At 73.5% G+C, this 13018-nt stretch carries 11 protein-coding genes; 7 read left to right on the forward strand and 4 right to left on the reverse strand.

Translation table 11 applies throughout. From position 1 onward, the window contains the following. The first annotated feature begins 56 nt into the window (after positions 1–56). Positions 57–710 (forward strand): ferritin-like fold-containing protein, encoded by a 654-nt coding sequence (locus tag ACNTMW_RS32600; protein WP_426637903.1) that lies wholly within the window; start codon positions 57–59, stop codon positions 708–710. Between the two features lie 213 nt (positions 711–923). Here the strand turns inward: ACNTMW_RS32600 and ACNTMW_RS32605 are convergent, their stop codons facing one another. Then, positions 924–1151: a DUF3107 domain-containing protein gene (locus tag ACNTMW_RS32605; RefSeq protein WP_426637904.1), complete on the reverse strand. Its 228-nt coding sequence runs from the start codon at positions 1149–1151 to the stop codon at positions 924–926. 55 nt (positions 1152–1206) lie between these two features. Continuing rightward, positions 1207–1845, reverse strand: coding sequence for a TetR/AcrR family transcriptional regulator (locus ACNTMW_RS32610; protein WP_426637914.1), 639 nt, complete (start codon positions 1843–1845; stop codon positions 1207–1209). A 250-nt stretch (positions 1846–2095) separates the two neighbouring features. On the opposite strand from ACNTMW_RS32610, the gene ACNTMW_RS32615 reads away from it, so the two are divergent. The 5 genes from ACNTMW_RS32615 (at position 2096) to ACNTMW_RS32635 (ending at position 10051) form a co-directional block, all read left to right on the forward strand. Beyond that, on the forward strand, positions 2096–5239 hold the full coding sequence (locus tag ACNTMW_RS32615) for a hypothetical protein (protein ID WP_426637906.1): 3144 nt from the start codon (positions 2096–2098) through the stop codon (positions 5237–5239). Positions 5240–5431: 192 nt separating this feature from the next. After that, complete coding sequence (locus tag ACNTMW_RS32620; protein ID WP_426637907.1) at positions 5432–6499, forward strand: alpha/beta fold hydrolase; 1068 nt, start codon at positions 5432–5434, stop codon at positions 6497–6499. Positions 6500–6788: 289 nt separating this feature from the next. Beyond that, entirely contained in the window at positions 6789–7922 is a 1134-nt protein-coding gene (locus tag ACNTMW_RS32625; RefSeq protein ID WP_426637908.1) for a DUF3152 domain-containing protein, read from the forward strand. Between the two features lie 110 nt (positions 7923–8032). Further along, a complete protein-coding gene (gene moeZ / locus ACNTMW_RS32630; protein WP_426637909.1) occupies positions 8033–9211 on the forward strand; it encodes an adenylyltransferase/sulfurtransferase MoeZ in 1179 nt (392 codons plus the stop codon). Between the two features lie 48 nt (positions 9212–9259). Further along, positions 9260–10051 (forward strand): prenyltransferase/squalene oxidase repeat-containing protein, encoded by a 792-nt coding sequence (locus ACNTMW_RS32635; protein WP_426637910.1) that lies wholly within the window; start codon positions 9260–9262, stop codon positions 10049–10051. 51 nt (positions 10052–10102) lie between these two features. Here the strand turns inward: ACNTMW_RS32635 and ACNTMW_RS32640 are convergent, their stop codons facing one another. Continuing rightward, the gene (locus ACNTMW_RS32640; protein ID WP_426637911.1) at positions 10103–11356 is read right to left on the reverse strand and encodes a glutamate-5-semialdehyde dehydrogenase; all 1254 of its coding nucleotides are present in this window, start codon (positions 11354–11356) and stop codon (positions 10103–10105) included. Positions 11357–11371: 15 nt separating this feature from the next. Further along, positions 11372–12472, reverse strand: coding sequence for a glutamate 5-kinase (gene proB, locus ACNTMW_RS32645; protein ID WP_426637912.1), 1101 nt, complete (start codon positions 12470–12472; stop codon positions 11372–11374). Positions 12473–12594: 122 nt separating this feature from the next. Between proB and ACNTMW_RS32650 the strand changes: the two genes are divergently transcribed. Next, on the forward strand, positions 12595–12825 hold the full coding sequence (locus ACNTMW_RS32650) for an MGMT family protein (RefSeq protein WP_426637915.1): 231 nt from the start codon (positions 12595–12597) through the stop codon (positions 12823–12825). Positions 12826–13018: the final 193 nt, after the last annotated feature.

Genomic DNA, 13018 nt, shown 5'->3' on the forward strand with positions numbered 1-13018 from the left:
CGACTACTCTTACGATCGGCACCTCGTCGGCAGGTCATGAGGAGTAACCTGCCGGCGTGTCTGAGTATTCCGCGCCGCCACCCGTGGCCGAACTGTTGGGCCTGCTCGCGTACGCCGAACTGGTCGCTTTCGACCAGATGGCGGCCGATGCGCGACTCGCCCCGGACCTGCGCCGGCGGGCCGTGCTCAGTGAGATGGCCGCCCGCGAGATCGACAACTACTGCCGGCTGGCCGCCCGGCTGCTCGAGCTCGGCGTCGAGGCGGAGGAGGCGATGCGCCCGTACGTCGACGCGCTGCGCGACTACCACGACCAGACCGAGCCAAAGGACTGGCTGGAGGCGTTGACGAAGGCCTACGTGGGCGACGGCGTCGCCGACGACTTCTACCGGGAGATCGCCGGCTACCTCGAGCCGCCGGACCGGGACCTCGTGCTCGACGTACTGCACGACTCGCGGCACGCCGACTTCGCCGCGGAGGAGTTGCGGGCGGCGATCGCCGCCGACCCGAAGGTGGCCAACCGGCTGTCGATGTGGGCGCGGCGGCTGGTCGGTGAGGCGCTCTCGCAGGCGCAGCGGGTCGCGGCGGAGCGGGTCGCGCTCGCCGGGCTGATCGCCTCCGGCGGCGGGGACCTGTCGGACGTGCAGGCGCTGTTCAAGCGGCTGACCACCGCTCATACCGCCCGGATGGCCGCGGTCGGTCTCAACAACTGACGGCGACGATCGGCGGGGGACGGTGATCGGCGGGCGACGGTGATCGGCGGGCCGGCCCGGGTGAGGGCGGGCGGGCCGGCGCTGGGCTGATCCGGACCGGATCGCCCGGTCTGAGGCCCCGACCGAGGGGCATCAGGGCGACCGCCCCCGTGATCTTGGACACGTGGACGGGAGTCGCCGTCCACGTGTCCAAGATCGCGAGGTGTGCTCGGCTCAGCTTGCGGTGAAGCCGACCGGGCGCGGGGAGCTCTCGGCGATCTCGATGTAGGCGAGCTTGTCGATGGGAACGATGACCCGGCGACCCTTCTCGTCGAAGAGCGTGAGAACACCGTCTCGGCCCGAGAGAGCCTCCGCCACCGTCCGCTCGACCTCGGCCGGCGATTGGGCGCTCTCGAGTACAAGCTCGCGAGGTGCGAACTGTACGCCGATCTTGACCTCCACGTCTTCCTCCTTGATCAGGCGGCCTGTTCGCCGCCTCCGAAGGGTAACGCGATCATCAGGGCTGTTCGCCGTGTAGCGGGAAGCTCGCGATCCCGCGCCACCCCAGGGCGGCAACCAACTGCACGGCTTCAGCCTTTCGCACCTGGCGCCCGCCTGCCAACCAGAACTGGGCGGCCGTCTCGGCCGCGCCGACCAGGCCGGCGGCCAGCAGTTCGGCACGCGCCCGGCTGACGCCGGTGTCGGCCATGATCGTGTCAGTGATGGAGGCGATGCAGCTCTGCTCGACCCGGGCCACCCGCTCGGCGACGGCGGGGTCGTTGCGCAGATCCGACTCGAACACGAGGCGGAACGCCTCGCTCTCGTGGTCGACAAAGTCGAAATAGGCCTGCGTGGCGCCGAGGACACGGTCCTTGTTGTCATTGGTGGCGGCCATCGCGCGGCGCACCCGGTCCACCAGTGCGTCGCAGTGGGTGTCCAGCAACGCCAGATAGAGCTCGAGCTTGCCCGGGAAGTGCTGGTAGAGCACGGGTTTGGAGACCCCGGCGCGTTCGGCGATGTCGTCCATCGCCGCGGCGTGATAGCCCTGGGCCACGAAGACCTGCTGGGCCGCGGCGAGAAGTTGCTTGCGCCGCGCCGAGCGCGGCAGCCGCACGGGTCTGCCGGCTGCTTGCATGCCGCTCGCCGCCGAGGTCATGGTCACCCTCCGAATCACGCCGCCGGATGCAACTTACCGCCCTTACCCGTTCACGGTAGCCTCACGTCAGGCGACTGAGGAGCGCACGGTGGACGAAACGGGACAACCAGGCGCGGACGCTACCGCTCGGGGAAACAGCGCGGGCGAACGCGACGCGATGCACGACAGTACGCCCTGGCCTGCCAACGGCTCGTCCGGGGAGGCGCATCCCGGTAGGCGTCATTATGGCCCAGATGGCGGATGGCCGCCCGTGGGTTCGGCTCGTGTCGAGGCCGACAACGCGTCCGGCCGGGGTCGCGCCGAGCCGCGCGCGCCGTACGGCGATCCGTTCGGGCCGGTCTTCACGGCCGCCCCGCAACCGACCGGGCCCGCCGCCGGTGGTGCCGAGCCGGCGGTCAACGGTGCCGAGCCGGCGGTCAACGGTGCCGCGTCGGCGGGCGTCGAGGAGCGTTCCGTCAACGGATCGGTCCGGCCGCTGAGCCTGTCCGACCACCCGGCGCGCATCGAGAGATTCCCGTACGGTGATCGCCAGCCGGCTACGGACCGTCGCTTCGGTGGCTCCCCGGTCGACCATCTCGCGCCGCGCACCCCGGAACCGGAGGCGGACGGATCGCGGACCGACCGGGAAACCGGGGCGGGTCCCTCGGCCCCCGCCGTACGGTCCACGGCCAGCACGCGTCCACCGTTGTCGCTGGTGCCGCCGCTTGTTGAGCCACCTTCATTGGTTGCCGAGCCGCCGTCTCCGCGCGACGAGTCGCCGTCCGCGCTCGCGGAACCGCTCTCGCCGCCGGGGTCCGCCGGCCCCGCGCCCGCGCCCTTCCCGCTCGGTACCGATCCGGTGGACCTGGCGGCCAACCCCGCGCCGTTCGCGGGTACCGAGGCACAGGCGCACCCGGTCAGTGGCGTCCCCGCCGCCCGCCCGGTCAGCGGTGCCCCGGCGTCCGCGCCGGCCGGTAACGGCTCGACGCCCTCGCCGCTCGGTGCGCTGGAGCCGCCGCGTCCGGCCGACCCGGCCCGGTCGCCGTTCAGCGCGCTGGAGCCGCCGCGTCCGGCCGCCACCCCGTCACCGTTCAGTGCGCTGGAGCCGCTACGGCCGGTCAGCCCGGCGCCCGCCCAGCCGACCCCGCCCGAGCCCTCCCGGCAGCCGATGCCGGGAGGGCCCCCGGCCATCCCCGGTACGCCGACCGGACCGACCGCGCTGTCGACCCCACGGTCGTTCCCACCGGTGGGGGGCACCGCCCTACCGCCCGATCCGTCCGCGCCCGTCCGGGCACGGTCCGCCGTGCCTCAACCGGCGCTGCCGGAGCCCGCGACGCATCCGGTGCCGCCGGAGCCCGCCACCCACCCGGTGCCGCCGGAGCCCGCCCCGCACCCGGTAGCCGGTGCCCCGGCGTACGAGCCGGCCGGGTACGAGCCGGCCGGGTACGAGCCGCAACAGTCCGACCCGTTCTCCGTGGACCGGCGTGGCCAGCAGTACGGACGTGGCGGGGAGTACGGGCGTGGCTACGACTCCCGGCACCCGGGCGTACCCCGGGCGGACGCCGGGCGGCATTCGGAGCCTGACGACGTCCGGTACTCCGACCAGCCCGACCAGTCGTTGCCGGACCGACTGTTCGGCGACCAGGCGTTCGGCGACCAGGCGTACGCGGACAGGCCCGATCAGCAGGCGCGTCAGGAGTCCGGTCCGGGCGGCCGGCACCACGGCGACGAGCCGGCCGAGCGGTCGCCGTGGGCGCCCGCGCTGCCTCCCGGCTACGAGCGGATCCCGACGGCGCGTACCGCCCCGCCGGCGGAATTCGAGGAGGCGCCGGCCTACCGGGAGCCGGCCGGATCAACCGGATCAACCGGGTCAACCGGGTCAACCGGATCTGTCGGATCTGTCGGATCCGTGATCGGATCGGTCGGTTCCACGGCGGGAACCGCCGGCCCCACCTCCGTGCCGGGTTTCGGCACGGTGCCGACCGCGGAGCCCGCGGGTCTCTCCGTACGGCCGCGCCGCGCCGAACCGCCGAGCCCGCCGGCGCTGCTGCCCCAGCGGGTGCCGGCCGAACCGGACGTGCCCGGCGTGCCCGGAGTGCCCGGCGTGCCCGGCGCCGACCAGGAGCCGGGCGGCCACCCGACCGCGGCGCCGGAACTGGCCCGCATCGCGACCTACCTGCGCGATGAGGACGACGACGGCGGGGCCGACCAGCGCCCCGACGGTTTCGACATCCCGGGGGTGCTGGCGGCGGTACGGATCGTGCCGGGCGTGCGCGACGCCCACGTGCGTACGACCGCGGGCGGCGGGCAGACCCTGCGCCTGGAACTGGCTGAGGATGCCGATCCCGCAGAGGTCAGCCGGGCGGTCACCAGGCTGCTCAACGAGCGCATGGGGCTGGACGCGGCGCCCAACGACGAGCAGAACCCGCCGGTGTCAGCCGTACCCGGTCGGGCCGACCGGGTCGGCCCGAGGGACGCCGACCTCCTCGGCGGCCCGGCCGGCGCCGCCGACGCCGCGAGCGCCCCCGACCGCGTCCCCCGGTGGCGCCGGGCGGTTGAGGACGCCGGTGACGAGCCGTCCTTCGCTGGGCCTTCGCCGTCCTTCGCCGGGCCTTCGCCGTCCCTCGCCGGGCCTTCGCCGTCCTTCGCCGGGCCTTCGCCGTCCTTCGCCGGGGACGAGTTGGGTTCCGCCGGGGACGAGTCGGGTTCCGCCGGGGACGCGCCGGCCGAGGCATACCCGCAGCGGTCGCGCGGTGCCGAGCGCGGCGTAACGGAGGCCCGGCCGCTGGGCGGCCGGGGTGCCCGGAGCCGTCCGGCCGGAACGGGTACCGAACCCGGGGGAGCCGCGCGCCGGGCGGCCGCGGACGACCGTGGTGGGCCGCCCCACGTCATGGACCCGGCCGCCCGGAGCGCCGGCGCCATAGCCGCCGCCACCACCGGCCGGAGCCACCAGCGCGGCGAGCAGAGCCGGGACTCGGTGCCGGCACACCACCCGCTGCCGGGCGGTTCCGGCGCTGCCCGGGTCGTACTCGACCAGGTCGAGGTCGGGACGCACGGTACCGACGCGGTGGTCGAGGTCCGGCTGTCCGCCGACGACGATCCGGCCGTCGGCGTGGCGCGCGGGCCGGCCTTCGACGGGTATGTCCTGCGCCTGGCGGCGGTCGCGGCGGCGAACGCGATCGACGAGTTGCTGACCGGCGCCGACGGCGAGCCGCAGGCCCGCTGCTTCATCGAGAACGCGACGGTAGTACCGATGGGTAGCTGCGAGGTCGCGGTGGTGGTGCTCCTGCTGGCGCACGGCGGCTGGGTTGAGGAGCTGTCCGGCGCCGCCGTGGTGAACGGTGACCAGCGGCACGCGGTCGTCCGGGCGACCCTGGCGGCCGTGAACCGACGGCTGGAGGCGCTGCTGTCCTGACCGGGCGCCGCTGGTCTGGCCAGCGGTGCCCCGAGCACCTGACTGATCCGGTCATCGGTGTCCTGACCAGCGGTGACTCGATCGTCGGTCGGAGATGCCGCCGTCCGTGCTGCCCGGGTCGCCCGGGAAGACGGCAGTGGGTCTAAGGGAAAGTTAACGGCAAGTCAGTTTCGGGCGAGGCAATATGGTGCCATGGAGGCCGCCCGACTAGTACCGGATGACGTCCTCCCGGTGGCCGAGGGGATTACGCCGGCATGGCCCGGGCGCACCGTGTCGGTGGATGGCTCCAACATGCACGTCCGGGACACCCCGGCGCGTTCGGTCCACGCGGAACCTGCCGTGTACGTGCACGGTCTCGGCGGCTCCTCGCTGAACTGGACCGACCTGGCCGGCCTGCTGGCCGACTACCTCGAGGGCGAGGCGATCGACCTGCCCGGGTTCGGGCGCAGCGACCCCGCGCGCAGCTACACCGTGACCGCGTTCGCCGACCGGGTCATCCGTTGGATCGAGCACTCCGATCGGGGGCCGGTCCACCTGTTCGGCAACTCGCTGGGCGGCGCGGTCTCGGTCTGCGTAGCGGGTACCCGTCCGGACCTGCTGCGCTCGCTGACGCTGGTGTCGCCGGCGATGCCGTTCCTGGACCCGCGGCGGTCGTTCCACGGCCGGCTGCTGCCGCTGCTGCTCATCCCGCGCGCCGACTGGATCGCCGCGCGCCGACTGGCCGCGATCGACCCCGCCGACCTGGCCCGGATGGTGATCGAGAGCTGCTTCGCCGATCCCAGTCGGCTCCCGGAGCAGCGCTTCGCGGAGGCGGTGGAGGAGGCCCGGTTGCGCTACACCGTGCCCGAGTACACCAGCGCCTACGTGCGTACGCTGCGCAGCCTCATCCTGAGCTTCGTGCGGGCCTACCTGCCCGGCTCCGCGTCGCTGTGGCAGGTCGCGCGGCGCATCAGCACGCCGACCCTGGTCATCGGCGGCCAGCGCGACATGCTCGTCGACGTACGGGTTGCGGCCCAGGTCGCAGGTACGATCCCGAACAGCCGCCTGCTGACCCTGCACGACGTGGGGCACGTGGCGCAGATGGAGGCCCCCCGGATGGTTGCCCGCGCGTTCCTCGCGATGCTCTCCGACGCCAGCTCGATCAAGGTCCTGCCCCGGGCGAAGAGCGAGCGGGCCCGGCGGGCCCGGCGTGACAGCACGTCCAAGCGGGACATCACGTTCGGTGGCGGGATCACGACTACCGGTGAGGCTGCCGGATGAGATCGGGGCCCGGCCAGCGGAAGTGGACGACACATGGCAAGCTGGCTCCCTGATGACCTACGGCGCGACGAGTGAACCCCCCGCGCGTGGCGGACGCGGTCCGTGGCCCGGCGGAGACGACGCACCATCCGGTCCGCCACCCCGTGAGGTGTCCGGGGGTTGGGCCGCACAGGATCCGGGCGGCGCAGCCGGCTGGCCCGACCCGCGTACCATGCCGCCGCGACCGGCCCAACCGCCGCGACCGATCCGACCGGACCAGCCCGTACGGCAGCCCTGGCCGGACCGGTCCGTGCGCTACGAGCCGGGTACCCGGATCCCGACCCGTACCCCCGAGCCGACCGGGTGGCCGCAGCCGCCGGCCACGGCCGAGTGGTCGTCGGCTCCGGCGGCCGGGGTCGGCAACGGCCCGGGCTGGCCCGGCCACGACGACGGCCGCGCCTGGCCCGGCCCCGACGACGGCCGCGGCTGGCCCGGCCCCGACGACGGCCGCGCCTGGCCCGGCCCCGACGACGGCCGCGGCTGGCCCGACCCCGAGGACGGCCGCGGCTGGCCCGACCCCGAGGTGTCCGAGCGCCCCCGCCGACCGCGGGACCGCCGGTCACGGGACCATCGGCCCGAGACGGCCGCGCCGTCGCCCGCGCCGGCCCGGCGCGGGCGGTACCTGCTCGTGGGGTTGGTGCTGGTCCTGGTCGTCGCCGGGCTCGGCGGCGCGGTGTGGGGAAGCGGACTGCTGACCAGCTCGCCCAACAGGTCGGCCGCGCAGCCTCCGGCGGGCGCCCGCCCCGGCCCCACCATCACCGCGGCGGCCGCGCCGGACGCCACGCCGCCGTCGGCGGCCAGTGCGCCGCCCACGATCGTCGATCCAGGCGCCGGCACCTTCACCGGGGTCCAGTCCACCGGGCCGGTCCTGGGCACGGCGGGAACGCTGCGCCGGTTCCGGGTCGAGGTCGAGAACGGCATCAACGAGGATCCGAACGCCTTCGCGGCGGCCGTCGACAAGGTGCTCGGCGATCCGCGCAGCTGGATCGCCGCAGGCCAGTTCCGGCTCCAGCGGGTACCCAAGAGCTCGCCGGCCGAGTTCACGATCTACCTGGCCAGCCCCACCACGTCGGAGTCGATGTGCGCGGTGGGCGGCTTGCACACGGATAAGTTCACCTCCTGTCGGCTGACCGGCCAGGTCATCATCAACGATGCGCGCTGGCTGACCGCGATCCCCGACTACGGCGCCCCGCTGGAGGTGTACCAGGCCTACGCGATCAACCACGAGGTCGGCCACCAGCTCGGTCACGGCCACGAGGCGTGCGTGGGGCCGGGGCAGTCGGCGCCGGTCATGCAGCAGCAGACGTACGGGCTGAAGGGTTGCGTGGCGAACCCCTGGCCGTTCGTCAACGGCAAGCGGTACGCCGGACCGCCGATCCCCTAGCACCCGGCATCCCGCAGTGCGGACCAGGTAACGGAGGTCACGTGGGCGCGGCGGGATCACGCGGCAGAATGGGTTGACGGACAGCTGTCCATAGACGGAAAGGCACGCCCGTGTCATTGCCACCGCTCGTCGAACCGGCCGACGAACTGACGATCGACGAAGTGCGCCGCTACTCGCGCCATCTGATCATTCCCGACGTCGGGATGGCCGGCCAGAAGCGGCTCAAGAACGCGAAGGTGCTGTGTGTGGGCGCCGGCGGGCTGGGCTCCCCGGCGCTGATGTACCTCGCGGCGGCCGGCGTCGGCACGCTCGGCATCGTCGAGTTCGACACGGTCGACGAGTCGAACCTCCAGCGCCAGATCATCCACGGCCAGTCCGACATCGGTCGGCCGAAGGCCGAGTCGGCGCGCGACTCCGTCCGGGAGATCAACCCGTACGTGAACGTGGTCGTCCACAACGAGGCGCTGAGCAACGACAACGTGCTGGAGATCTTCGCCCAGTACGACCTGATCGTCGACGGCACCGACAACTTCGCGACCCGGTACATGGTCAACGACGCGGCGGTCCTGCTGGGCAAGCCGTACGTCTGGGGCTCGATCTACCGCTTCGACGGCCAGGCCAGCATCTTCTGGGCCGAGCACGGTCCGTGCTACCGCTGCCTGTACCCGGAGCCCCCGCCGCCCGGCATGGTCCCGTCCTGCGCCGAGGGCGGCGTGCTCGGCGTGCTGTGCGCGTCGATCGGCTCGATCCAGGTCAACGAGGCGATCAAGCTGTTGACCGGCATCGGCGAGCCGCTGCTGGGCCGGCTGATGGTCTATGACGCCCTGGAGATGACCTACCGGTCGATCAAGGTGCGCAAGGACCCCAACTGCGCGGTCTGCGGCGAGAACCCGACCGTGACGGAGCTGATCGACTACGACGACTTCTGCGGCGCCATCTCCGACGAGGCGAGCGCGGCGGCGGTCGGTTCGACGATCACGGCTCCCGAGCTGAAGGAGTGGATCGACTCCGGCAAGTCGATCCACCTGGTCGACGTCCGGGAGCCGGCCGAGTGGGAGATCGTGCGGATTCCGGGCGCGGTGCTCGTACCGAAGGGGGAGATCCTCTCCGGCGAGGCGCTCGCCGACCTGCCGCAGGACAAGCAGATCGTCCTGTACTGCAAGGCCGGCACCCGCTCGGCCGAGGCGCTCGCCGCGGTGAAGGCGGCCGGCTTCTCCGACGCCGTCCACGTGCAGGGCGGGGTCTCGTCCTGGGTCAAGACCGTCGATCCTTCGCTTCCTTCGTACTGACCGATCGGATGGCACGGTGGGCCGTACGGGCTGGGTACCGTACGGCCCATGGTCGACCTTGACGCCGCGATCGGCTACGTCGTCGCGCACGGCGACGACGTCGACCGGGCCAGGCTGAGCTGGTTGGTCTCGGGCACGGCGCCGCCGCGCGGCGTCCTCGACATCGCCGAGACGGGCCAGTTCGCCGAGGGCGGGTGGCCCGCGTTCGCGGGCGCGGAGGTCCCGTCGGTCGACGCCACCTGCTTCCGCCTGGCCGAACTCGACGACCTCGGCGCGCTGGACCGTCCCGCCGCCCGGCAGGCGGTCGGCTGGCTCGCCGGGCGGCAACGGCTGGACGGTACGTGGGAGGAGGACGGGTCGCTGGCCGATTCGGCCCCGCACTGGGCCCGCCCCGGTGACCCCGAGGCCCGGTTGTACCTGACCGCGTGCGCCGGTTTCTGGCTGACCGTCGCCGCTGGTGGCGACGACGGGTACGCCGCGGCCGCGGTACGGGCCGCCGAGGCGTTCCGGGCGTCGCTGCGCCCCGACGGCTCGTGGCCGTCGTTCCTGGTGACCGGGTGGCTCGGCGCGGCGATGCTGCACCACGTCGGCTGGTTCTACGAGTCCGCGCAGATCCAGGTGCTGCTGTCCCACCGGGTACCGGAGATGAGCGCGGGCGACTGCGCGGCGATGGTGGCCGCGCTGCGCCGGGTCGGCGTGTCACCGGACGACCCGCTGCTGGTGGCGGCGCGCCGCCGGTTGGCCGAGACGCAGCGCAGCGACGGCGGCTGGCCCAGCGCGGACGGCGCCGCGTTCGACGTACACACGACGCTGGTCGGTATCCGCGCGCTCCGCGCGTAGGTTGCGCCGCGCCCGTGGCCGGCCGCTGGATGCCCGGCGCCGGGGCGGTCCTCAGCGGACGTGACCGGTGCCGGTCACCACGTACTTGGTCGAGGTCAGCTCCGGCAGGCCCATCGGGCCGCGGGCGTGCAGTTTCTGGGTCGAGATGCCGATCTCGGCGCCGAAGCCGAACTCCTCCCCGTCGGTGAACCGGGTCGACGCGTTGACCAGGACGGCCGCCGCGTCCACCCGCGCGGTGAACTCGCGCGCCGCCTCCAGCGACCCGGTCACGATCGCCTCGCTGTGCCCCGAGCCGAACCGGGCGATGTGCGCGACCGCCGCGTTCAGCGACCCGACGACGACGGCGGACAGGTCCAGCGACAGGTACTCGGCCGCGTAGTCCTCGTCGGTGGCCGGGACGACGGTGACGCCGCGCCGGTGGCCGGCCTCCACCACGTCCGCGTCGCCGTGCACGGTCACGCCGGCGTCGCGCAGCGCCGGCAGCGCGCGGGCCAGGAAGGCCTCGGCGACCTCCCGGTGCACCAGCAGCGACTCGGCGGCGTTGCACACCGACGGCCGGGACGTCTTCGCGTTGAGCAGGATGTCCAGGGCCATGTCCAGGTCGGCGGCGGAGTCCACGTACACGTGGCAGTTGCCCACGCCGGTCTCGATGACCGGTACGGTCGACTCCTCGACCACCGACTTGATCAACGACGCCCCGCCGCGCGGGATCAGCACATCGACCAGGCCCCGGGCGCGCATCAGTTCCTTGACCGAGTCGCGGCTGGACGCGTCGACCAGCTGCACCGCGTCGGCGGGCAGCCCGGCGCCGGCCAGCGCGTCCCGCAGGGCCGCCACGATCGCCGCGTTGGAGCGGGCGGCCGAGGACGAGCCGCGCAGCAGCACCGCGTTGCCGGCCTTCAGGCACAGGCCGGCCGCGTCGGCGGTCACGTTCGGGCGGGCCTCGTAGACGATGCCGACCACGCCGAGCGGTACGCGTACCTGCCGCAGCTCCAGCCCGTTGGGCAGGGTCGAGCCGCGGACCACCTCACCGACCGGGTCCGGCAGGCCGGCGACCTGACGCAGGCCACCGGCCATCCCCTCGATCCGCTGCTCGGACAGCGCGAGCCGGTCCAGCAGCGCGTCCGTCAGGCCGGCGGCGCGGCCGGCCGCGAGGTCGGCGGCGTTCGCGGTGAGGATCTCCGCGGAACGACCGACGAGCGCGTCGGCCATCGCCCGCAGCGCGGCGTCCTTGGTGGCCCTGGTCGTCGTGGCGAGCGTCGTGGCCGCCGCCCTGGCCCGGCGCCCCTGCTCCTGCACCGACATCTGTCGCTCCTCAGCTCACAGCAGTACGAGGTCGTCGCGGTGGACAACCTCTCGTTCGTACCCCGGTCCCAGCTCCGCCGCCAGTTCGGGGGTGGAGCGGCCGAGCAGGCCGGGAAGTTCGATGGCGTCGTAGTTGACCAGCCCGCGGGCCACCGATCGCCCCGCGTCGTCGACCAGGTCGACCGGGTCACCGGCGGTGAACCGGCCGTCGACGGCGGTGATCCCGGCCGGGAGCAGGGACGCGCGGCGGTCGACCACCGCGCGTACCGCACCCGGGTCCAGGTGCAGCCGGCCGCGGGGGCTGGTGGCGTGGGCCAGCCAGAAGAGGCGGGCGGCGGGCCGTTCGCGTACCCGGTGGAAGAGCGTGCCCACCTCCTCGCCGGACAGGGCCGCGGCGGCCAGTGGCGCGGAGGTCAGGATCACCGGGATGCCGGAGCTGGTGGCGATGCGGGCGGCCTCGACCTTGGTGACCATCCCACCGGTACCCACGCCGGCCTTGCCGGCCTTGCCGATGCTGATCCCGGCGAGGTCGGAGTCGTCGCGGACCTCGGTGACCTTCGTGGTGTCCGGTCTGGTCGGGTCGCCGGTGTAGAGGGCGTCCACGTCGGACAGCAGCACGAGCAGGTCGGCGCGGACCAGCGCGGCCACGAGGGCGGCGAGCCGGTCGTTGTCACCGAAGCGGATCTCCTCGGTGGCGACCGTGTCGTTCTCGTTGACGATCGGCACGGTACCCAGGTCCAGCAGGCGGCGCAGGGTGCGGTACGCGTTGCGGTAGTGGACCCGCCGGGTGACGTCGTCGACGGTGAGCAGCACCTGGCCGACGGTGCGCCCGGTCCGCGCGAACGACTCGGTGTACGCCTGCATCAGCAGCCCCTGGCCGACGCTGGCCGCCGCCTGCTGGGTCGCCAGGTCGCGCGGTCGCCGGGGCAGCCCGAGCGGCGCCAGCCCGGCCGCGATGGCGCCGCTGCTGACCAGCACGATCTCGGCCGGGTGTGCGGCGAGGGCGTCGACGAGGGCGTCCACCCGCTGGCGGTCCAGCCCGCCGGTGGCGGTGGTCAGGGACGACGAGCCGACCTTGACCACGATTCGGCTGGCCGCCGTGACCTGTACGCGCACGGAGCCCATTCTGGCCCCCGGCCGCTGCCGAGCATCCGCGGGATCCCCTATCGTGACCGCTCGTGGACGACTACGTCGAGGATGTCCTCACCCTGGTGGAGCGCATCCCGGCCGGACGGGTGATGTCCTACGGCGCGATCGCCGAGTGGCTGGGCCGGGGCGGACCGCGCCAGGTGGGCGCGGTGATGGCCCACTACGGCGGGCCGGTGCCCTGGCACCGGGTGGTAGCCGTGAACGGTCGACTGCCGCCCGGCCATGAGGCCGAGGCGCGGCGCCGGCACGCCGCGGAGGGTACGCCGATGCGCGGCGAGCGCGTGGACATGCGGCGGGCCGCGTGGTTCCCCGACGAGTGACTTCCTCGCGATCGTGGACACGTCGACCGCCTGTGGGCGGCCGGGGTGTCCACGATCAGTGAAAGGGCCCTAGGCCGTGTTTCATAGGCCGTTGATCGGCCGGCGTAGGTTGCGGCCGCTGGCGTGTCGGTCATCGATAGATGGCGAGGTCTCCGGTAGATGGTTCATCGACGAAGAAGACCATCAACACGGA

Origin of the sequence: Planosporangium spinosum (assembly GCF_049999945.1) — a bacterium.
Lineage (GTDB): Bacteria > Actinomycetota > Actinomycetes > Mycobacteriales > Micromonosporaceae > Planosporangium > Planosporangium spinosum.

Excerpts from the sequence above, each read along its gene's own strand:
- ACNTMW_RS32650 (WP_426637915.1), top strand. The coding sequence starts at position 12,595 with ATGTCCTACGGCGCGATCGCCGAGTGGCTGGGCCGGGGCGGACCGCGC.
- ACNTMW_RS32635 (WP_426637910.1), top strand. The coding sequence starts at position 9,260 with ATGGTCGACCTTGACGCCGCGATCGGCTACGTCGTCGCGCACGGCGAC.
- ACNTMW_RS32610 (WP_426637914.1), bottom strand. The coding sequence starts at position 1,845 with ATGACCTCGGCGGCGAGCGGCATGCAAGCAGCCGGCAGACCCGTGCGG.
- ACNTMW_RS32620 (WP_426637907.1), top strand. The coding sequence starts at position 5,432 with ATGGAGGCCGCCCGACTAGTACCGGATGACGTCCTCCCGGTGGCCGAG.
- ACNTMW_RS32640 (WP_426637911.1), bottom strand. The coding sequence starts at position 11,356 with ATGTCGGTGCAGGAGCAGGGGCGCCGGGCCAGGGCGGCGGCCACGACG.